This is a genomic window from Candidatus Pseudothioglobus sp. Uisw_086, from assembly GCF_048085745.1.
GTDB lineage: Bacteria > Pseudomonadota > Gammaproteobacteria > PS1 > Pseudothioglobaceae > Pseudothioglobus.
Map to the genome: position 1 here is coordinate 358,926 of NZ_CP159803.1, position 23,331 is coordinate 382,256.

At 32.0% G+C, this 23,331-nt stretch carries 19 protein-coding genes; all 19 read left to right on the top strand.

From position 1 onward, the window contains the following. Positions 1-30 precede the first annotated feature (30 nt). Positions 31-1,452 carry a mannose-1-phosphate guanylyltransferase/mannose-6-phosphate isomerase gene (locus tag ABXT49_RS01805; protein WP_416652661.1) on the top strand — a complete coding sequence of 474 codons (1,422 nt, stop codon included), beginning with the start codon at positions 31-33 and terminating at the stop codon, positions 1,450-1,452. Then, complete coding sequence (locus ABXT49_RS01810) at positions 1,449-2,456, top strand: FAD-binding oxidoreductase (protein ID WP_416652663.1); 1,008 nt, start codon at positions 1,449-1,451, stop codon at positions 2,454-2,456. The genes ABXT49_RS01805 and ABXT49_RS01810 overlap by 4 nt, the downstream gene beginning before the upstream one ends. Continuing rightward, positions 2,453-3,226, top strand: coding sequence for a glucose-1-phosphate cytidylyltransferase (rfbF, locus tag ABXT49_RS01815; protein ID WP_416652666.1), 774 nt, complete (start codon positions 2,453-2,455; stop codon positions 3,224-3,226). Before ABXT49_RS01810 ends, rfbF begins: the two co-directional genes overlap by 4 nt. After that, on the top strand, positions 3,217-4,296 hold the full coding sequence (gene rfbG / locus ABXT49_RS01820; RefSeq protein WP_416652667.1) for a CDP-glucose 4,6-dehydratase: 1,080 nt from the start codon (positions 3,217-3,219) through the stop codon (positions 4,294-4,296). The genes rfbF and rfbG overlap by 10 nt, the downstream gene beginning before the upstream one ends. Beyond that, entirely contained in the window at positions 4,283-5,599 is a 1,317-nt protein-coding gene (rfbH, locus tag ABXT49_RS01825) for a lipopolysaccharide biosynthesis protein RfbH (RefSeq protein ID WP_416652669.1), read from the top strand. Before rfbG ends, rfbH begins: the two co-directional genes overlap by 14 nt. A gap of 14 nt (positions 5,600-5,613) precedes the next feature. Next, entirely contained in the window at positions 5,614-6,789 is a 1,176-nt protein-coding gene (locus tag ABXT49_RS01830; RefSeq protein ID WP_416652670.1) for a pyridoxal phosphate-dependent aminotransferase, read from the top strand. 3 nt (positions 6,790-6,792) lie between these two features. Beyond that, a complete protein-coding gene (locus ABXT49_RS01835; protein WP_416652672.1) occupies positions 6,793-8,568 on the top strand; it encodes a thiamine pyrophosphate-binding protein in 1,776 nt (591 codons plus the stop codon). A 63-nt stretch (positions 8,569-8,631) separates the two neighbouring features. After that, on the top strand, positions 8,632-9,579 hold the full coding sequence (locus ABXT49_RS01840) for an NAD-dependent epimerase/dehydratase family protein (RefSeq protein WP_416652675.1): 948 nt from the start codon (positions 8,632-8,634) through the stop codon (positions 9,577-9,579). 17 nt (positions 9,580-9,596) lie between these two features. Further along, positions 9,597-10,712, top strand: a complete 1,116-nt coding sequence (gmd, locus tag ABXT49_RS01845; protein WP_416652678.1) for a GDP-mannose 4,6-dehydratase — start codon at positions 9,597-9,599, stop codon at positions 10,710-10,712. Positions 10,713-10,791: 79 nt separating this feature from the next. Continuing rightward, entirely contained in the window at positions 10,792-11,592 is an 801-nt protein-coding gene (locus ABXT49_RS01850; protein WP_416652680.1) for an ABC transporter permease, read from the top strand. Beyond that, complete coding sequence (locus ABXT49_RS01855; protein WP_416652682.1) at positions 11,589-12,314, top strand: ABC transporter ATP-binding protein; 726 nt, start codon at positions 11,589-11,591, stop codon at positions 12,312-12,314. Before ABXT49_RS01850 ends, ABXT49_RS01855 begins: the two co-directional genes overlap by 4 nt. 24 nt (positions 12,315-12,338) lie before the next feature. Then, positions 12,339-13,691, top strand: coding sequence for a glycosyltransferase (locus ABXT49_RS01860; protein WP_416652684.1), 1,353 nt, complete (start codon positions 12,339-12,341; stop codon positions 13,689-13,691). Between the two features lie 67 nt (positions 13,692-13,758). Continuing rightward, positions 13,759-14,121: a GtrA family protein gene (locus tag ABXT49_RS01865; RefSeq protein ID WP_416652686.1), complete on the top strand. Its 363-nt coding sequence runs from the start codon at positions 13,759-13,761 to the stop codon at positions 14,119-14,121. A gap of 290 nt (positions 14,122-14,411) precedes the next feature. After that, positions 14,412-15,347, top strand: coding sequence for a glycosyltransferase family 2 protein (locus tag ABXT49_RS01870; RefSeq protein ID WP_416652688.1), 936 nt, complete (start codon positions 14,412-14,414; stop codon positions 15,345-15,347). Continuing rightward, positions 15,344-16,129, top strand: coding sequence for a transketolase (locus tag ABXT49_RS01875; protein ID WP_416652689.1), 786 nt, complete (start codon positions 15,344-15,346; stop codon positions 16,127-16,129). Before ABXT49_RS01870 ends, ABXT49_RS01875 begins: the two co-directional genes overlap by 4 nt. Continuing rightward, positions 16,126-17,043, top strand: a complete 918-nt coding sequence (locus ABXT49_RS01880) for a transketolase family protein (RefSeq protein ID WP_416652691.1) — start codon at positions 16,126-16,128, stop codon at positions 17,041-17,043. Before ABXT49_RS01875 ends, ABXT49_RS01880 begins: the two co-directional genes overlap by 4 nt. Continuing rightward, complete coding sequence (locus ABXT49_RS01885; RefSeq protein WP_416652693.1) at positions 17,040-19,010, top strand: hypothetical protein; 1,971 nt, start codon at positions 17,040-17,042, stop codon at positions 19,008-19,010. Before ABXT49_RS01880 ends, ABXT49_RS01885 begins: the two co-directional genes overlap by 4 nt. Next, the gene (locus ABXT49_RS01890) at positions 19,007-21,169 is read left to right on the top strand and encodes a hypothetical protein (protein WP_416652694.1); all 2,163 of its coding nucleotides are present in this window, start codon (positions 19,007-19,009) and stop codon (positions 21,167-21,169) included. Before ABXT49_RS01885 ends, ABXT49_RS01890 begins: the two co-directional genes overlap by 4 nt. Continuing rightward, positions 21,162-23,309 (top strand): hypothetical protein, encoded by a 2,148-nt coding sequence (locus ABXT49_RS01895; protein ID WP_416652696.1) that lies wholly within the window; start codon positions 21,162-21,164, stop codon positions 23,307-23,309. The genes ABXT49_RS01890 and ABXT49_RS01895 overlap by 8 nt, the downstream gene beginning before the upstream one ends. The last annotated feature ends 22 nt before the right edge of the window (positions 23,310-23,331 follow it).

The following is a 23,331-nucleotide window of genomic DNA, read 5'->3' on the forward strand; positions in this document are numbered from 1 at the left end:
ATTAACTAAACTAGATGAAGGCTGTGAGTTTTGATTAAGAAAATTATTCCTGTTATTCTTTCTGGCGGTTCGGGCTCTAGACTTTGGCCATTATCACGTAAACAGCATCCCAAGCAATATCTAAATTTACATGGTAAAAATTCAATGCTTCAAGAAACATTAATGCGTTTAAAAGACCTTGATGGAGCTTCTGATCCAGTGATTATTTGCAATATTGAGCATCGATTTTTAGTTGGAGAGCAGCTAAAAGAGATTGATATTAATAGTGCTACAATAATAGTTGAACCTGCTTCAAGGAATACTGCTCCTGCTATTGCTGCAGTTGCAATGCATATTTTAAAAAGTGAAAATGAAGATGCAATACTACTTGTACTTCCTGCGGATCATATTATTGATGATATAGATAGTTTCCATAAGTCTATAAATGTTGCAACTAAGCATGCAAGTCTTGGTGAGTTAGTAACCTTTGGTGTAGTACCTAATAATCCAAATACTGGTTATGGCTATATAAAAAAAGCTGCATACGTTACTCCAGGGGCCAATAGAGTAGAAAAGTTTATTGAAAAGCCAAATAAAAAAACTGCAGAAGCTTTAATAAAGCAAGATGAATATTTATGGAATAGTGGAATGTTCATGTTTAAGGCTAGTACTTTAATAATTGAATATAAAATTCATGCCAGTGATATTTTAAAAAGTGCCTCAGAATCTGTCGAAAATGCACAAAATGATTTTGATTTTTTAAGACTAGATAAAAAATCATTTGAAGCTTGTGAATCAATGTCTTTTGATTATGCTTTAATGGAGAAGAGCAAGAATGTTGTTGTAGTTTCTTTAGAGTCTGATTGGAGTGATGCTGGGTCTTGGTCTGCTCTTTATGATATTGGTAAAAAGGACTCAAAAGGCAATGTTCTTATGGGAGATGTAATGACTCAAGACACTTCTAATAGTTATATTTATGCTGATCATCATTTTGTTGCCACTATTGGTTTAGATGACATCATAGTCATAGACACCCCTAATGCCACATTAGTATCAAGCAAAGAAAAAGCAAATGAAGTTTATAAAATACTAGATAAACTTCATAGTAAGGGCAGAAAAGAGCAATTGCTCCATAGAAAAGTCCATCGGCCATGGGGCTGGTTTGATTCGATTGATAGTGGACCACATCATCAAGTTAAAATACTGTCTGTAAACATTAATTCAAAGTTATCCTTGCAGAAACATTTTCATAGGGCTGAACACTGGGTAGTTATTCAAGGTAAAGCAAAAGTAACTCGTGATAATGAGACCATGATATTAGTTAAAAATGAATCAACTTTTATACCAATTGGGACAAAACACTCTCTTGAAAATATTGGTAAAAATGTTTTAAAAATTATTGAAGTGCAAACTGGTAATTCTTTTGATGAGGAAGATATTGTTAGATTCAAGGATATATATGGAAGATCATGAGTAATTTTGAAATTAAAACAATTGAGGGGGATATATTTGAATCCGCTGATAATACATCTATTTTAAATTGTGCATTATCTTCTAACATTATATTTGAATATAGTTGTGATAGTGGTCGTTGTGGAGCATGTAAGGCTAACCTAATAAAGGGTGAAATATCTGAGATTAAGCCTCAATTAGCACTCAATAAAAAAGATAAGTCTAGTCAATTTTTAACCTGCTGTTGTGAAGCATCATCTGATATTCTAATAGATGCTACTAATCTTAGTGCATTGCAAGGTATTGAAATAAAAATTCTACCAGCAAGAATCAATAGTTTGACTTTATTATCAGAAGACATTATTGAAGTTAAGTTAAGAGTTCCACCAACTTCAAATTTTATTTTTTTGGAGGGCCAACATGTTGATATCATAGGTCCAAACTCAATGAAAAGAGCATATTCAATGGCTAACACTGTATCAGATAAAGAAATAACTTTTCTGATAAAGAAGGTAAAAAAAGGGGTATTCAGTAATTACTGGTTTAAAGATGCACAGTTAAATGATTTGTTAAGAATTCAAGGACCAAAGGGGACATTTTTTTTAAGAGACAGAACTAAATCTTTAGTATTTCTTGCAACAGGAACAGGAATTGCTCCTATTATCGCGATATTGAAAGAAATGGACAATAATTCTGCAATAGCGCGAAGTGAAAAAATAAGTTTATTTTGGGGGAATAGAGAAGAAAAGGATTTTATTTGGCATTTTAATTTTAACAATATAGATGTAGATTATCATCAAGTAGTTTCAAGAAAAAGTGATACTTGGAAAGGTGAAGTTGGTTATGTACAAGATGTTGCTATAAAAACTCTTAAAACATTTAAAAATACGAATACTTTTGCATGTGGTTCAATCAAGATGATTAATGCAGCAAAGTATAGTTTTATTGAAGCAGGTCTTGATGAAAAAGATTTTTATTCAGATGCATTTGTTGAAAATTATAACGATATTAGGAGTGAACAATGAAAGCAGTAATTTTAGCAGGGGGTCTTGGAACTCGCCTAAGTGAAGAAACAAATGTAAAGCCTAAGCCAATGATAGAAATTGGTGAGAGGCCAATTATTTGGCATATTATGAAAACATATTCTGAATATGGAATTAATGACTTTATAATTTGCTGTGGCTATAAGGGCTATGCAATTAAAGAATATTTCTCAAATTATTTTATCCATAATTCTGATGTTTCTTTCTCTATGGAAAACAATAGTATGAAAATTTTAAAACCTTGTGTGGATCCTTGGAATATTACACTTATTGATACTGGCTCTAGTTCAATGACTGGTGAGAGGTTAAAGAGGGTTGGTAAGTATCTTCAAGAAGAGGAGGATTTCTGTTTGACTTATGGTGATGGTGTCGCAAATGTTAATATTTCAAAACTAATAAATTTTCATAAAAGCCATGGAAAAGAAGCTACAGTTACTGCTGCACATCCTCCAGGTAGATTTGGAGCACTCAAAATAACCAATAACCAGGTAATGAGCTTTGCAGAAAAACCTAAAGGAGATGGAGAAGTTATTAATGCAGGTTATTTTGTTTTGTCAAAAAAGGTTTTAGATCGAATTCCAGATAATAACTGTACCTGGGAGCAGGAGCCTCTTGAAAGCCTTGCAAAAGATAATAATTTAATGGCTTTTCAGCATGAAGGTTTTTGGCATCCTATGGATACTTTAAAGGATAAAGAATATCTAGAAGAGTTGTGGGGTAGTGGGAAAGCTCCATGGAAAGTATGGAAGTGATAATTGATAAGGATTTTTGGAAAGGTAAGCGTGTTTTTTTGACAGGCCATACTGGCTTTAAAGGCAGTTGGTTGTCTTTATGGCTATCTTCAATGGGCTCTATCGTCAAAGGCTACTCATTAGAGCCTCCAACCTCACCTTCTTTATTTAATGTAGCAAAAATTTCTGAAAAAATTCATTCAGAAATTGGTGATATTAGAGACCTTGAAAAACTTAAAGAAAGTATTTCTATTTTTGATCCAGATATTTTATTTCATATGGCTGCCCAACCATTGGTAAGGTATTCTTATGAAAATCCTATAGAGACTTTCGAAATAAATGTTATTGGAACTGCAAATGTTCTTGAGGCTTCAAGAAATTGCATTAGTTTAAAGGCTATAGTTAATATAACTACAGATAAGTGTTACGAAAATATAAATTATGACAAGAGTTATACAGAAGAAGACCGAATGGGTGGACATGATCCTTATAGCAGTAGTAAAGGTTGTGCAGAATTAGTTACCTCTTCATATAGGCGCTCATTTATTGAACAAAAAGGTGTTGGATTGGCTTCAGTAAGGGCAGGAAATGTTATTGGTGGTGGTGATTGGGCGGCTGATAGATTAATACCTGATATATTAAAATCGTTTGAAGTTGGTGAGAAAGTTCTCATTCGAAGTCCTCATGCGACTAGACCTTGGCAGCATGTCCTGGAGCCCTTATCAGGTTATCTTGTCCTGGCACAAAAACTATTTACCGACCCGTTAAAATTTTCTGAAGGATGGAATTTTGGTCCAAATGAAGAAGATGCTAAACCAGTAAAATGGATAGTTGATAAAATGTCCTCTAGTTGGCCCCATTCTTCATGGGAAATAGAGACAAATATTCAGCCACATGAGGCTGATTTTTTAAAGCTGGATATAACCAAGGCAAAATTAAATTTGAATTGGACTCCAACATGGTCGCTTGAGGTTACTTTAGAAAAAATAATCTTATGGCATAGAGCTTGGCTTAATAATGAAAATATTCAGAAATTAAGCATAGATGAAATTAATGAATATATGGATGATATGAATTGTGAAAGATACTAATGAAATTAGAAAAGAAATTGCAGCACTTGTTAAACAGTTTGCTCAAATAGAATATAAAGAAAAAGCCTTTGAGGCTGGAAAAACTGTAATTCCAGCTGCAGGAAAAGTCATTGGTGAGCCTGAATTACAACATATGGTTTCTGCTTCTCTGGATGGCTGGCTGACAACAGGAAGGTTTAATGATAAATTTGAAAGTGAATTAGCACAGTTTATTGGAGTTAAAAACTTAATTACTGTTAATTCTGGATCTTCAGCAAATCTAGTTGCTTTTTCTACCCTAACCTCCTCAAAATTGGGAGATAGGGCTATTAAAAAAGGTGATGAAGTTATTGGGGTTGCTGCAGGTTTTCCAACAACAGTTAATCCAATTGCACAGTTTGGAGCTGTGCCAGTTTTTGTAGATGTTGAACTAAAAACTCATAATATTGATGCAAACTTAATTGAAGTAGCTATTACTAAAAAAACAAAAGCAATTATGCTTGCACACACTTTAGGGAATCCATTCAATCTTTCCAAAATAAAAGAATTATGTGATAAGTACAATCTTTGGCTCATTGAAGATTGTTGCGATGCATTAGGCGCCTCATATAATGGACAAAATGTTGGTACATTTGGAGATATATCGACTTGTAGTTTTTACCCAGCACACCATATTACTATGGGCGAAGGCGGAGCTGTATTTACTAATAATTCAGAATTAATGACAATTGCTGAATCATTTCGAGATTGGGGAAGGGATTGCTACTGTCCTCCTGGCTGTGAAGATACTTGTGGTAAAAGGTTTGATCAAAAGTTGGGGGACTTACCAAAAGGTTATGATCATAAATATACCTATTCACACCTTGGATATAACTTAAAGATTACTGACATGCAAGCTGCATGCGGCTTAGCTCAATTGAAGCGCCTACCTGAGTTTATTGAAAAGAGAATCTCTAACTTTAATTATTTGATAAAAAGAATGTCAACACTCTCTGAGTTTGTTGATTTTACATCGCCAAATGAAAATTCAAAACCCTCCTGGTTTGGATTTCCAATAACACTAAAAGAGTCTTCAGTTTTTCAAAGAGCTGATTTAGTTAAATATTTAGACCAAAATAAAATTGGTACGCGTTTACTCTTTGCAGGAAATTTAACAAAACAGCCGTCATTTTTGGATGTAGAGTATCGTATTTCGGGTGAACTAACTAATACAGATATAACAATGAACCAAACTTTCTGGATAGGAATTTATCCTGGCCTAGATATAGCTCACTTAAATTTTATTGCTGAAAAAATGGAAGAGTTTTTTGGCGTTGGTTTTTAATGTAGTATAGGTTTGTGATAAAGCTTTCAAATTCAGCATATCAAATTGATGGTCAGCCAATGTTTAAAGTGCTTGACCGGGTTCAAGAGCTTGAGCGAGAGGGGAAGAAAATTCTTCATTTTGAACTAGGTGATCCTGATTTTGATACGCCAACTAATATAGTTGATGCTGGAATTGAGTCATTGAGAAATGGTGATACTCACTATATAAACTCAATGGGACTTTTGGAGCTGCGAGAATGTATTGTTGAATCCACAATAAAATCTCGAGGCTTTAAGCCAGATATAAGTCAAATTCTTATAACTCCTGGTGCAAATGCAATCATTTACTATGCTATACGTTGTATTGTTAATGAGGGTGAAGAAGTCATAGTTCCTGACCCAGGTTTTCCAACTTACTTCTCTGCTATTAAGTTTTGTGGTGCTAAGGCTGTCCCAGTTCCTTTAAGAGAGAAAAATAAACATCAATTAAAGTTTGATGATGTAAAAAAATTAATAACTGAAAAAACTAAACTGATCATTATCAATTCTCCAAGTAATCCTACTGGTTCAGTTATGGACAAAAATGATATTAGTAAAATTTATGAACTATGCTATGAAAAAGGAATTTTTATTCTTTCTGATGAGATTTATTCACGATCGGTTTTCAAAGAGCAAAGTGAGTTTTATAGTCCTTCAATGATTGATCATTGTAATAATAATGTTCTGATTCTTAATGGATTTAGCAAAGCTTTTGCTATGACTGGATGGCGAATAGGAATAGCGATTGGCCCACAGTACTTAATTGAAAAAATGGGCTTACTGCTTCAAACTATTAATTCTTGTGTGCCTCCTTTTATTCAAAAAGCAGCAGTCGAAGCTATTAATGGTGATCAGACCAAAGTCAGAATGATGAAAAATGAGTATGCAGAAAGGCGAAAAGTATTAGTTAAAGGGCTTAACTCTATAGATGGCATTAGGTGTCATATGCCTAGTGGTTCAATATATGCTTTTCCCAATGTATCTGAACTTGGAATGACAGGAGAAGAATTCGTAGATCTTATGTTAGAGAAGGCTGGTATAGCCCTATTACCAGGCAGTAGCTTCGGCCAGAATGCAGATGATTTTGTGAGGATGTGTTATGTAAATTCAATTGAAAATATTCAGCTCGCTCTTGGTAAAATGAAAGATACTTTGAAAAATAGAAGATAGTTAATGAAGAAAAGAATAGCAGATATTGTTGCATCATTCCTTGTTGAAAAAGGCATTAAAGATGTTTTTACGCTTACCGGTGGTGGAGCAATGTTTTTAAATGATGGTATAGAATCTAATAAAAATATTAATGCTATTTGTAACCACCATGAACAAGCGTGCGCAATGGGTGCGGTTGGGTATGCGAAATATAAGAATGGCTTAGCTGCAGTAATGCTTACTACTGGATGCGGCGCAACTAATTCCATAACAGGCTTGCTAGATGCTTGGCAAGACAACACTCCAGTAATTTTTATTTCAGGCCAAATTAAGAGGAAAGAAACTTCAAGAAATTCAAAAACTACTCTTAGACAATTTGGAGTTCAAGAGGCTGATATTGTTACGGTTGTTGATTCCTTAACTAAATATGCAGTAATGATTAATGAACCAAATGAAATTTTATATCATCTTGAAAAAGCAGTTTACTTAGCTTTAAATGGAAGGTCTGGACCAGTTTGGATAGATATACCATTAGATGTTCAGGCTGCTTTCGTAGAAGAGAAAGACTTAGAACACTTTCAACCAGAACCTGTAAGTAATAGCTCAATAAAAGGCATGAAGAGTTTTATTGAGATGTATAAAGCCTCTCAAAGGCCAATAATTTTAGCTGGAAATGGTGTCAGACTTTCTGGTTCAATAGATAAATTAAGGGATTTTTCTAGTAAAAATAACATACCTTGTGTTGTATCTTATCTAGCAATAGATTATTTTGAACAAGATAATTTAAACTATATCGGTCGATTAGGCATTAAGGGCGACAGAGCCGGTAATTTTGCGATACAAAATAGTGATTTAATTATTTGTTTAGGGTCTCGATTAAGTGTTTGTTTAACGGGTTTTGAATATGAGCTATTTGCTAGAGAGTCAAAATTAGTAGTAGTTGATATCGATGAGAAAGAGCATCAAAAAGATACAGTTAGAATTGATCAGTTTATTTCTGCAGATGTTGGTGATTTTCTAGATCAAATAGATCAACAAGTTGAAAAAAAACAACTAGGAGACTGGCAAAAAAAATGTGTTCATTGGAAAAATAAATGGCCAGTTTACCAAAAAGATTATGATACTAGTACCGTCAATATGTATGAATTTATAAAGGCATTATCTGAACTAGCAAATGAAGACTCAATCGTAGTTTCTGATGCTGGCTCATCTTATTATGTTACTTCTCAATCCTTTACCTTAAGAAGTAATAAGCAAAGATACATAACTTCTGGTGCACAAGCTGATATGGGTTTTTCCTTACCTGCAGCAATTGGAGCCTCTGTTTCTTCAAATAAGCCAGTTATTGGTATTACAGGGGATGGTTCATTTCAATTGAATATCCAAGAGCTACAAACTGTCAAGCACTACAATCTTCCAATTAAACTTTTTGTTTGGAATAATAATGGTTATCTATCTATCAGGGCCACTCAAGATAAATTTTTTGAAGGAAGGCGAATTGGAACTGATCCAACTTCAGGTGTTTCTTTTCCTGAGGTTGAAAAAATTGCACATGCGTATGACTTGCCGTATTTAAGAATTAATAATGTTGCAGAGTTAAGAAAAAAACTTAAACAAATTATCTCTTCTGAAGGTCCAGTTGTTTGCGAAGTAATATGTCCAGAAAGTCAAGAAATAATTCCTGCTGTAAGTGCTGTTAAAAATAAAGATGGAAGTATGACCTCTAAACCCATAGAGGATATGTATCCATATCTTGATCGAAATGAGTTTGATGATGAAATGATTATTAAATCAATTTAATTGTAATAATTTTCTATAAATATAAATGCCAAATCTACTTATTAAAATTATATTTTATTCAAAATGGCAACATTACTAGTAATTGGTGGAACTGGTTTTTTTGGAAAATCAATCTTAGACAGCTATAAAAGGCAGCTATTAAATTCTTGGAATATAGACAAAATTATTATTATGTCTAGAAATGCCAATGAGTTCAAGCAGAATTTTCCAGAATTAATTTCTAATGGTGTCGAATTATTAGTTGGTGATATTTCAACGATAGATTTCTTGCCTGAGGCTGATTTTGTAATTCATGCGGCAGCATCAACTGATGCTTCTCGATACTTAAATCATAGTGAAGAAGAGAAGAATAATATTATTGCTGGAACATTAAATTATTGCAAACTAGCACTCATTTTTCATAAAAAAAGTAAAATTGTTTTTTGTAGCTCAGGTGCAGTTTATGGCTATCAACCTGAAAATTTAAAATGCCTTAAAGAAGATGATGATTTTGGTGATATATCTAACCTTGACGATATTAAAAAATCATACGCTTATGCAAAGAGAGACTCGGAGCTTGCCATCCAAGAGCTTGCAAAGAAAAATTTAAATGTAGTTATAGCTAGGTGCTTTTCTTTTGTAGGCAGGTATTTGCCTAGGGATCAACATTTTGCAATCGGAAATTTTATTTCAGATGGTATGAAAGGAAAAGATATATATGTTAAATCTGAAAAAAGTGTTTATAGAAGTTACATGTATGCTGATGACCTTGTCATTTGGCTATTTACTTTAGCTAAAAATGCAAATTCTAATTGCTCTGTATACAATGTTGGGTCAGATAAAGAGATTGAAATACGAAAATTAGCTAATATTATTGCAGATATATTTGATGTTAATGTTAATAGCGAGATGATAGATCAGAATTCAGTTGATCGATATATACCTTCAATTAAAAGAGCACAAATTGAATTCAATTTATCTAATACCCATAGTTTAAAAGAATCTATAATATTCAGTACGAAATTTATGTAAAAGGCCTTAAAAAAATAATGAAAAAAGCATTAATAACTGGAGTAACTGGCCAGGATGGAGCCTATTTAGCGGAGTTTCTTTTAAAAAAAGGATATGAGGTCCATGGTATTAAGCGCCGCGCCTCTCTATCTAATACAAGCCGTATTGATCATTTAAGCAATAATGATTCTAACAAAATTTTTAATTCATCACATTTGGTCTTACATTATGGAGATTTGGCTGACTCAATGAATTTGGTTAGAATCATTCAAGAAGTCCAGCCTGACGAAATATATAATCTTGGAGCGCAGTCACATGTGGCTGTTTCCTTTGAAAGTCCAGAATACACAGCGGATACTGTAGGCTTAGGTGCTTTGAGGATACTGGATGCAATTCGTATATCTGGCTTAGAGAATAAAACTCGTTATTATCAGGCTTCAACCTCTGAGTTATATGGTGATGTCAGAGAGACCCCCCAAACTGAGTCTACTCCGTTCTACCCAAGATCGCCTTATGCTGTTGCAAAACTTTACGCTTATTGGATTACAGTTAACTATAGAGAGGCTTATGGTATATATGCATGTAATGGAATCCTTTTTAATCATGAATCTCCATTACGAGGAGAGACATTTGTAACTAGAAAGATTACTATTTCATTATCTAAGATTTTGATGGGCCATCAAAAGACTCTATACTTGGGAAATCTTGATGCAAAAAGAGATTGGGGCCATGCTAAAGATTATGTAGAAATGCAATGGCTAATGCTTCAACAAGAGACTCCAGATGATTATTGTATTGCAACAGGTGTTCAGCATTCAGTAAGAGATTTTATTAACCTAGCATGTTCATTTGTGGGCATAAAACTAGAATACAGCGGCACTGGTCAAGGCGAGACTGCTTCTATTAAGTCGATTGATGAAAAAGTATTTAATTCAAGGGTTAAAGATTCAAAAATCAACTCAAAAAATCTTATTGGTAATACGATTATTGCTGTCAATAAAAAGTATTTTAGACCATCGGAAGTGGAAACTTTATTAGGTAGTTCTGCTAAAGCTAAAGAAAAACTTGGATGGATGCCCAAAATTACTTTTAAAGAAATGGTGCAAGAGATGATGGAAAATGACTTAGCACTATCTAAGAAACTAACTAGTTAAATATATATTGTTACTATCTCTATTAAATATTTTTGTAAGTTGTTTGTTCGCGTCTAAATAAATTACATAGTAAATAATTATGGTTAAAAATAATATTTTTGTAGATGTATTTGAATATAGAAAGTTTATTATTTCTTCAATAAAAACTGAATTTTATTCAAAGTACAAAAGAAGTAAGATTGGAATACTCTGGATGATAATACATCCATTTATGCAGGTATTGGTATATGCACTAGTTTTATCTGCAATCATGCAAGCGAAGTTTGCTGGTATTGAAAGTCAGTTTTCTTATGCCATCTACCTTATTTCTGGTTTTGTTGGCTGGAATTTATATGCAGATGTTACTTCCAGACTATTAACAGTATTTATTGATAATGGTAACTTAATAAAGAAGGTGAGCTTCCCTAGAATCATATTTCCAATGGTCATTGTAGGCGTTGCGCTTACTAATTTTCTTCTTATGTTTGTATCAATGTTTGTTATTTTTGCTTTTTTAGGTCATTTCTCAGTTGAATATTTAATTTGGATACCTTTAGTAGTTATTGTTACTTTAATGAATGCAATTGGGGTTGGCTTATTTTTTGGGGTAATAAATATATTTGTTAGGGATGTTGGTCAAATGATGGCCATTATTTTGCATTTTTGGTTTTGGCTCACACCAGTAATATATTCTGTAGATATGCTTCCAGAGTCATATCAATTTATCATTGCATTTAATCCTATTACTGGAATAGTTATGAGTTTTCAAAGCATATTGGCGTTTAATAAAGCCCCAAACTTAGAATTACTAATTTACCCTTTCATTACGGGTTTAATTATGTTGTTTCTCGCATTTTTTACTTTTAAAAAAGCCAATTATGAAATGGCTGATGTATTATGAATGAAGTATTGAGAGTAAGGGATATATCAAAAGTATTCTATAACTATAAAAGTGAATTAAAAAGGGTTTTATCTTGGTTTATATCGATAAAGAAGCCTGAAAAAAATATAACTGTTTTAAAGGGGGTATCCTTTAACTTATCTGCTGGTGAAATGGTCGGTTTATTGGGTGTTAATGGCGCAGGAAAAACAACGTTATTAAAAATAATTTCAGGAATTACCAATCAAACAAATGGTAAAGTTTTTTTAAATGGCTCCGTGTCATCAATTCTAGAATTAGGGATTGGATTTCATCCAGAATTGTCTGGAAGACAAAATGCATTAAACATGACGAGATTAATGGGTTATCAAACTTTTCATGGAGGACAGTCTATTGAGGATATTGAGCAATTTGCTAGTATTGGAGAGCACTTTGACATGCCTATCCGGTCATATAGTAGTGGGATGCAAGTCAGAGTTGCATTTGCGATTGCAATTGTTTATAGGCCTGATTTATTAATTATAGACGAGGCATTATCAGTTGGTGATGAGTTTTTTAGAAGTAAATGTATAAAAAAAATAAAGGAATTTCAAAATAAAGGAACTGCAATTTTATTTGTATCTCATGATACTGAGGCTATAAAAAGTTTTTGTAGTAGGGCTCTTCTTCTTGAGGGTGGTATGTTAGTCAAAGATGCAAGCCCAGATGAGGTGGTAAATTATTATGTCAGAAATAAAATTTAATTTTTTTTATAAAAATTCACTCTTATGATTTATATTGATATTTCAGATACAATTAAATTGCCCTATATTACTGGTATTCAAAGAGTTGTCAGGAGTATAGTTAAATACACTATAGATAATGAAGTAGTTACATTTGTTGAGTTTGATCGAATTGCAAAGCATTACTTAATTATTGAAAAAAATGACTATAGATTATTGCTTCTAAGCGAATATCGCCCCACATCTTATTCAATTTATTCCAAAAAATTCTGGTACCGTCATTTAAAGGGATTATTGTCTAAACAATTTAAAATAATAATTATAAAAATTTTAACTAATGTACATTTATTCTCAAAAGTAAAATTTAAAAAAATTATTTTTTTATTTAATACTAAAATTTTAAAAAATCCATCAAGAATTACAATGAAGTCTTCTTATTCGTTTGGGGATACTTTATTTATAGCAGACTCCTCATGGAATTATCAGCCTTGGATTGAAGTTAAAAAAGCAAAGGCTAAAGGCTTAAAAGTTGAGATGGTTGTATATGATATTTTGCCAGTTATTTATCCAAATTATTTTGAAAAAATAACAATTAATAATTTTAACTTATGGTTCAAAATGGTAATTTATTATTGCGATGAAGTCCATGCTATATCAAAAACTACTGCTAATAATATCTGTAAAGAAATTCCCAATAATATACTTAATCATAACAAAATCAAAGTAATGAAATTGGGTAGTGATATTGATATAAATTTAGATAAACATGTTCCTCCTATGAGTTTTTCTAATGATTTAGATAATATGAAAAGGCTAGTGCCTCAAGGCTCATTTGATCTAAAAATAAAGCAGAGTTTTCATTTAAAACTCCACAAAATTAGATTTTTAACAGTTGGAACTATTGAGCCAAGAAAGAATCATAATTTTCTTTTAAAAGTTTTTGATTTGCTGTGGAGAGCAGGTCATCATGATATTGAATGGCATATTGTTGGTAAAGAGGGTTGGCATAGCAAAGAATTCATAAAATTAGTATTATTTCACCCTAAACTTAATACTAATTTATTTTTTCATGGGGGAATAAGTGACGTTGCTTTAAGTAAACTTTACTTAAAATCACAATGTGTTTTAGTGCCTTCAATTGATGAGGGTTATGGTTTACAAATTGCTGAAGGACTGCAAAATAATTGTGATGTTTTAGTATCTGATATCGAAATATTTAGGGAGTTTAACCTATCTGAAAATAGTTATTTTTCTATAAAAGATAATGGAGTTGACTTGCAATCTAAGCTTTTTAAATACATAAATGGGACTCTGAAAACTTCTCAGACTGAAAACAACAATATCTTCAGTTGGGAAGATGCAGTTAGAAAGTTGATGCTTTCTCTAGAAAATACTTAAATTGTTAACATTTAAGACATTCTATATTGAGATTTTTTGTTAACAGCAAGTAACTTAATGCAAGTTTATGCTTAAAAATCAATTAATAAAATTCATACTTATTGGTTTACTAAACACTATTTTTGGTTACTCTTTGTATGCTTTTTTTATATATATTGGTATAAATTATTTTTTTGCAATATTTTTTTCCACTATTCTAGGAATATTGTTTAATTTTAAAACAATAGGTAAGTTTGTATTTGAAAATGATGACCATCGCTTATTAACTAAATTTGTACTTGCATATTCAGTAACATTTATAATAAATGTTTCTATAGTAACTTTAATGAGAGGTAAGGGTTATGATGATTACAGTTCTGGATTCTTTGCAATAATAATATCATCAGCATTATCTTTTGCTTTAACTAAGTATTTGGTCTTTAAAAAATAGGAAAGTCATTACTATATTCGTATATATTGAAAAAAATCTTAGATGGTAATTTAGTTTCAGTGCAGAAAAGGATAAACTAAAGTATCTTAATCATCCTGTCATAATAATTTAAAATCTTATTAATTAAATAAAAGAAAGTGAAAGTCCCGTTTTTGTTGTAGTTTGGCGACCTTTTAGGTAAAATTAATTAACTTTTTTCATTCCATAAAATCTTGTGCATATGGCATACAATAGTTTAGATTTATTTCCTGACATTTAGTATTTTAATTAAATAAGATAATAACATAAAGATGAAATTAATAAGTATTGTCACACCGTGTTATAACGAAGAAGATAACGTTGAAAAACTTTATGAAATAGTTAAGGAAATTATGGCAAAAAAATTGCCTAACTATAACTATGAACATATCTTTATTGATAATGCGTCCCAAGATGCAACCGTTAAAATATTAAAGAAAATTGCTATTAATGACAAAAATATTAAAATAATAATTAATTCTCGTAATTTTGGGCATCTGCGATCTCCAGTTTATGGGATGTTTCAAGCAAGTGGTGATGCAATAATTTTATTAGTTGCAGATTTACAAGATCCGCCTGAAACGATTCCTTTATTTGTTAAGAAATGGGAGGACGGAGATGATATTGTTTTAGCAATAAAGGAGTCGAGCGAGGAGAACAGGCTAATGTTCTCTCTTAGAAAACTATATTATGGCATTCTAAGTAGCTTATCAGAAATAGAAATTTTTCAAAATTTTACAGGTTTTGGTCTATATGACAAAAAAGCAATGGATGCTATTAAGCAGCTTAAAGATCCATATCCATTTTTCAGGGGAATGGTTGCTGAGATTGGGTTTAAGGTTTCAAAAATAAAATATAGCCAGCCGGTAAGAAAGCGAGGAGAGACAAAGAATGATTTTTATACTCTCTATGATGCAGGTGTACTTGGAATCATCAGCAATTCTAAAATACCTTTAAGAGTTGCAATTTTTACTGGATTTACGTTTGGGATTCTTAGTTTTCTAATTGGCTTAGGTTATTTTATTGTTAAATTAATATATTGGGATCAAATGGATCTTGGAACAGCTCCCTTAATCATAGTCACCTCTTTTATGTTTTCAATTCTGTTATTTTTTGTTGGTATTGTTGGAGAATATATTGGTGCAATTTATACACAGCTTCTTAATAGACCTTTGGTTTTTGAAAAAGAAAGAGTAAATTTCGAATGAAAAAAATAACCAATAAAATTCGAAAATCAATTGTTACGATGCATTCAAAATCTTATGCCTCTCATTCGGGTTCAGCATTATCTATAGTTGATATTTTGGCTGTGCTTTACTTTAAAGTTTTGAATATTGAGCCAAGTAATCCATTGTATATTAATAGAGATAAGTTTATTTTAAGCAAAGGCCATGGTAGTTCTGCACTTTATTCAACATTAGCCCATTGCGGTTTTTTTGACTTAAAGGTTTTGGATGGATATTATCTTGATGGTGGTACTTTACCAGGACATTTAGATAAAGAAGTTGTTCCTGGTGTAGAAGTTTCTACTGGCTCTCTTGGTCATGGATTATCTATTGGAGTAGGTATGGCGATAGCCAGTAAATTTGATCAAACTAACAACAAAATAGTGGTTTTATGTGGTGATGGAGAAATAAATGAGGGTAGTGTATGGGAAGCGATAATGCTTGCTCCTCAAAAAAAATTAGACAATTTAATTCTAATTATTGACTATAACAAACTTCAAAGTTATGGCAGAACTAATGAAATAATTAATCTGGAGCCTTTGAAGGAGAAGTTTGAGTCCTTTAACTGGAATGCAATAGAAATTGATGGACATAATTTCAAAGAAATTGAAGACGCTCTTTTGCAAGATACAACTAAACCTAAGGTCATAATTGCAAATACTATAAAAGGTAAAGGAGTGAGCTATATGGAAGATCAATTTATTTGGCATTATAAGTCACCAAATGAAGAGCAACTTTTGCAGGCATACAAAGAGTTAGAATGAGAGATGCTTTTATAAAGACCTTAATTAAAGAGGCAAGAAAAAATAAAAATATATTTTTAATTACTCCAGATCTGGGTTTTTCAGTGCTTGAAGAATTTGAAGAGGAGTTTCCTGATAGATTTTTGAATGTTGGCATTGCTGAAGCCAATGCGGTCAATATTGCTGCTGGACTTGCTCTAAGTGGAAAAATTGTGTACGTCTATAGCATTATCCCTTTTATTACAATGAGGCCATTTGAGCAGATTAGATTAAATCTAGCCTATATGAATACAAATGTTAGATTAGTTGGTGTGGGTGCGGGATTTACATATGGCTTACTTGGAGCAACCCACCACGCCATTGAGGATTTAGCTATTATGCGCTCTTTACCTAATATGACAGTATTTTCACCATCAGACCCTTGGGAAGTTAGTTGTGCTATAAAAGAATCAGTTGGTCATAATGGCCCTATATATTTCAGGCTAGCCAAAAAAAATGAGCCTGTAATTAGTAACACTAAAAGTAAATTTTCCTTTGGAAAGGCTAATTACATTAAATATGGCGATGATGTAAATATTTTATTTACAGGTAATGCATCTGTTACTGCTATTGAGGTTTATGACTCATTAACAAAAGATAATACAAGGACAGTTAATTTGATAAGTATTCACACTATTAAGCCATTTGATAGTAATTTAATAAATCAAATAATTCAAGCAGGAAAGCCAATTTTTACAATTGAAGAGCATAGTATTATTGGTGGTTTAGGCAGTATTGTTTCAGAATATATTGCCGAATCTGATCAAAATCCAATATTTAAGAGGTTTGCTTTGCCAGATGGGTACACACATTTAGTGGGCGCTCAAAAATATTTAAAAGAAAAGCTTGGTTTTACATCTAAAAAGATTATTGAAGGTATTGAAAAATTGATATGAAGGCCTTTAATAAAGTATCAATATATTTGAGAAATCCTCATATTCTTTTGTTAGTATCATTAACCATTCTATCTAATGTACTAGTATTATCGAATATTTTACAGAGCGATTATTTTGGAGATGATTTATATAACTTTCAACTATCAGGACTGTATCCTTATCATTATTCAGGCCCTGAAGAATATTCTTTAGTAAGTATTTTGGGGTGGATGCAAGCTGGTCGTTTTTTTCCGTTTGCAGCCGCTTATTTAATTTATATATTTACTTGGTTTGATACTTTATTTTCTTATAAATTAGCAATAGTTTCATTAATATTAATCAGTAATTTTTTGTTTTCATATTTTATTTATCTTTTTTCCAAAAAAAATGTACATCTAGCTTTATTAGTGCTACTTATAACGCCGGCACTTTTTCAATACAAGCTCTACCATGACCCTATATTATCATTTCATGGTTACATGCCATTTATCTTTTCTTTTTTGATTATTTCGTCAATATTTCTATTGAAATACCTTCAGATAAATAAGAAACTATATCTCATTATAAGTGTTCTCTCTTATACAGTTACTTTGGGGATGTATGAAATAGTGTATCCATTTTTATTAATGTATGCTCTTATTATCGTATCTCAGTTATCGATAAGAACCAATACAAAGTATTTCATTAGAACTTTATTGCCATATTTTTGCGTCCTTATTGTTGCAGTTATGGGTGCAATCTATTCAAAGTGGTTTTTATGCGGCGAAATATGCATAACTATTAATAATAATCCATACATGCCAAATTGGGATTTATTGCTTATTCTCAAAACTTATTTTTTACAGACATTATCTGTATTGCCTACTACATACTATTTTAATTTTGGACGCTTCCCACATGTGTCCGATTTTGGGGGTAATTTTTTAATCTTAGCTATTTTGCTGATCTATGTATTCTTTTTCAGCTTTAAACATAAAGAGGGAAGTGTCCAAGGCTTTAATTATATTTTGGTTTTGGCATTGCTGCTTCTATTTCTACCAGGGATACTAATTTCTCTCTCTACTAAATTTCAAGGGCTCTTAGGAGAGATGAATAAAGTTCAATTTGGTTTGCCTTATATTCCAATATACCTTCAAACGTTTGGCCTTTCTCTATTGATATCTTTATTGATTAGTAAAGTATCAAAAACTATGAGTATTATCTTTATTATGATTGGTTTGGGAGTGGTATGGACTATTCATACTGTAAGCAACAACCAAGTAATAAGTTCAGTAAATGCTCCTTATAAAGATACAAGAGAGGTTTTAACATTATTTTTTTCAAGTGACTTTAAGGATAAATTAAAAAATGGTGATTTTATTAGGCTTGATGGAGATAATCCATTTACGCATACTGATTCTTTTGTGCCATTTGTTACCAAAAAAGACATTAAGATGGCTAGAAGCGATGATGATCCTTATATTTACCGTATTTCTTTTGAAGTTGCTAAAGATTTATCTTTTATTAATGTTTATGATACTAACCTAGAGAAAAATTTCTTTTTTGTGTATAAAAAAATAAGCAATGTCTGGACTAATGATTTCAACGAGTATGCTGCAGGTAAGGAAAATGCTAATGTAATTCCACCATTCTTTAATAATTTTTATCCCTGGGAAGGGCAGACTGGTGAATTCCGTTGGGCCACAAAAAATCCAAGTATGAGGTGGATAAACCCTAGTAATGCAGATAAGGCGCAAAAATTATTATTTGAAATTACATCGTTAAATGCAAGAGATTTAATTATAAGTTTAAATGATAGCAAAGTTATTGAACTTAGTCTTGAAGAGGGTAAGAGTTATGAGATAAATGAAAATATAAGTTTACAACCTGGAACTAATATAATTAAGTTTATTACAAAAGAATTACCTGTTAATCCACCAGGTGCAGATAGTAGGCTATTGTTATTTAGCTTAGGGAAAGTACATCCTTTTTATTCGGAAGGTTTATGAAAGGGGTCAGTTTGAAAGGGACTATTACTAAGAATAAGTTAACTATATTTTCATGCGTTGCAATTGTAATTATTGTGTCGATTGTTCTTTATTATTTATATAATTTAAAATTTAATGAACTAGCAATACCTATAAAAGATATATATGCTCCAGGTGATGGAAGGTTTTCAATAGCTGTTGTAAAGATGATAATTGATGGAGCCTGGTCATTCTTAGTTCCTTTTTCGCCTCATCTTAACGCCCCTTTTCATTTTCAAATGTATGATTTTCCGCTCCCATTTTTTAGTAATTTTGTATACATAAAGTTTTTAAGTATTTTTTCTTCTGATAGTGTTGTTGTCTTTAACTTATATTACATCTCAACATATTTCTTAAATGCTTTTACAATGTTCTGGGTGCTTAGAAGGCTTAGGGTTAATGTCTATTTGGCGATCTCAATAGGAATACTTTTCACTTTTTTACCTTTTCATTTTTGGAGATTGCCCCATACATTTTATTCAGGGTATTGCTTCATTCCTCTATGGATCTATTATCTACTCCTTCTAACCAATAAAAAACCACTCTTTTTTAAAAAGAAAGTTGGAGAGAGTAAATACTCATTTGATTGGTCAAAAAGAAACATCATAATCATATTGGTGATGTTGATTTCATCGACGTGGAACTTCTATTACACATTTTTCTTTACTTTTCTTATAGGGTTCACTTTATTATCAAACTTTGTATATAGAAATAGTAAATATCATATCCTCTCAACACTGATATTTTTGTCTTTAGCTGTTGCGCCATTTGCTGGAAATATGCTTCCATATAAGGCTTATGAGATTGAAAATGGTAAGAATTATCAGGTAGGGCAAAGAGACCCTATTTCTTCTGAAACATTAGGACTGACGGTTGCAACTCTAGTATTCCCAGTAATTGATCATAGAGTTGAAATACTTAAAAAATTGAGTAATAATTATGCCTATAAATCGTTACTTTTTAATGAAAGTAATGATGCAACACTTGGGTTATTTGGTGCCATAGGATTTGCTATATTAATTTTTTCTATTTTTTTTTATAGCCTTCTACCAAGGATTCTATCTAGACTTTCACAATTAAACTTATTCGTATTATTATTTTCTACCGTAGGTGGCTTTGGTGTTGTTTTCGCCTATGTAATTACACCGCAAATAAGGGCTTTAAATAGAATAAGTATGTTTATAGCTGCAATGTCATTTATCGCCATAGCGGTTGTTCTTAACAAATATATCAATAAAACAGGAAATAAAAAGCAAGCAGTATTCATGGCATTATCTTTTTTTATTTTATGTTTTGGTGTTTTTGATTTAGTAAGCACTAAAATGAATTTAGAGCCTGTAGATAAATTTAAAACTGAATACCTTTCAGACAAAAACTTTATACAACAAATAGAGTCTAAATTTGATGTAAGTAGTCAAAAAATCTCAATAGCGCAGTATCCCTATTTGAGTTTTCCTGAAAACCCGGGTATCCACACAATGGGTAATTATGAACAATTTCAAGGCTATCTTCATAGTGACAAGCTCTATTGGTCGTTTGGAGCCATAAAGGGCAGACCAGCAGATATCTGGTGGAAGGGTCTAAATGAGAAATCTATAGAAGAGCAAATACAAACTCTTCAACAAGCAGGCTTTTCAGGAATCATGATTAATAGGAATGGGTATCAAGATAATGCTAAAGGTCTGGAGAATAAGCTTATTCAGTTATTAGGCGCAAAGCCAATGATAAGTGAGAATAAGATAGTGTCATTCTTTAGGCTCTATCCAACAAGCAATGAAATACGATTTTCTCGAATTGCATTCAATAGCTTTTATGAATGGGAGGGTGAGCCAGGAAAGTTTAGATGGGCTGGAGATAATGCAAATATATCTTTATTCAACGATCAAGGCTCAAGTAAAACGAATAATATATCGTTTACTCTAGGAACCTTAAGAGATAGAAGCATGGTAATCAAACTTAATGAAGAAGTGCTAGAGTCATTTGAAATCAAAAGAGGTGAATCCACTCAACATACATTCAACTTAAAGCTAAATCCAGGTCAAAATATACTAAAGTTTGAAACTATGGAGCCTGCAAGATCTCCTGGTGGAGCAGATAATAGAAAGCTGGCTTTTAGTGTTGGAGAGTTTGTTTATGATTAATTTCAAACATGGTTATCATGTTTTAATATTATTCTTTTTTGTTTCTTTAGTCCTCTATTACTTTTTCAAAATAGATTCTTCAAGTTTTTTAATGCCCTTCGATGACTCTTATGTTAGAGCTGATGGCAGAATGACTATTGCCTATGTTAAGTTTATAGCTTCTGGTGACTGGTCGTCATTAATAGTACCTAAAACTTCACATTTAAGTGCACCTTTTCATTTTGCAATGTATGATTATCCGCTCCCATTTTTTAGTAATTTTGTATACATAAAGTTTTTAAGTATTTTTTCTTCTGATAGTGTTGTTGTCTTTAACTTATATTACATCTCAACATATTTCTTAAATGCTTTTACAATGTTCTGGGTGCTTAGAAGGCTTAGGGTTAATGTCTATTTGGCGATCTCAATAGGAATACTTTTCACCTTCTTGCCTTGGCATTATCTCCGATTGACTCATACATTTTGGTCAGGGTATTGCTTCATTCCTCTATGGATCTATTATCTACTCCTTCTAACCAATAAAAAACCACTCTTTTTTAAAAAGAAAGTTGGAGAGAGTAAATACTCATTTGATTGGTCAAAAAGAAACATCATAATCATATTGGTGATGTTGATTTCATCGACGTGGAACTTCTATTACACATTTTTCTTTACTTTTCTTATAGGGTTCACTTTATTATCAAACTTTGTATATAGAAATAGTAAATATCATATCCTCTCAACACTGATATTTTTGTCTTTAGCTGTTGCGCCATTTGCTGGAAATATGCTTCCATATAAGGCTTATGAGATTGAAAATGGTAAGAATTATCAGGTAGGGCAGAGGCATCCTATTGCTTCTGAAGTATTTGGGTTAAAAATTGCCCACCTTCTTATTCCAGTAGAGGGTCATAGGATTAAATCTTTTGCTTCTTTAAAGAGCTCTTATAACGAGTCTAATGACATATTATTTAAAGTACCTAAGCATGGTGCTAGCTTAGGGATTGTGGGCAGCATTGGCTTCTTATTATTGATCTTGAATTTGATTTATAAAAGACTAGCTCCAAGTATTTTAGTAAGGCTTTCTCAATTTAATATTACTATACTTTTATTGTCAACTATTGGTGGTTTTAGCGCTATTATTGCGTACACAGTTACTGCACAAATTAGATCTTATAATAGGGCCAGTATATTTATTGCGACATTGTCATTACTTGCTATAGCATTAGTTATCAATAGATATATTAAGAAAAAATTTGATAAGAAAATTATTTTTTTTATAGTATCGTTACTGATACTTATAGTAGGTATTTTTGATCAAATACCTGAAAAGTATCAATTAAAAGCCAATCAAGAGTCTAAAACTGAATACCTTTCAGATAAAAACTTCATACAACAAATAGAGTCTAAATTTGATGTTGATAATGAAAAAATAATGATTGCTCAATATCCATATATAACTTATCCCGAAAGTGGGGGTGTACATAATATGAAAGATTATTCGCATGTTCAGGGTTATATTCATAGTGACAAGCTCTATTGGTCGTTTGGAGCCATAAAGGGCAGACAAGCAGATATCTGGTGGAAGGGTCTAAATGAGAAATCTATAGAAGAGCAAATACAAACTCTTCAACAAGCAGGCTTTTCAGGAATCATGATTAATAGGAATGGGTATCAAGATAATGCTAAAGGTCTGGAGAATAAGCTTATTCAGTTATCAGGCGCAAAGCCAATGGTAAGTGATAATAAAGTACTGATGTTTTTTGAAATTATCTCAAAAGGAAATAAGGTAATACTTCCTCCTGTATTCAATAGCTTTTATGAATGGGAGGGTGAGCCAGGAAAGTTTAGATGGGCTGGAGATAATGCAAATATATCTTTATTCAACGATCAAGGCTCAAGTAAAACGAATAATATATCGTTTACTCTAGGAACCTTAAGAGATAGAAGCATGGTAATCAAACTTAATGAAGAAGTGCTAGAGTCATTTGAAATCAAAAGAGGTGAATCCACTCAACATACATTCAACTTAAAGCTAAATCCAGGTCAAAATATACTAAAGTTTGAAACTATGGAGCCTGCAAGATCTCCTGGTGGAGCAGATAATAGAAAGTTGGCTTTTAATATTGGAGAGTTTGTGTTGGGTAGCCATGCTAAGTAATAGTAGTCATGAGGGGTTTTCT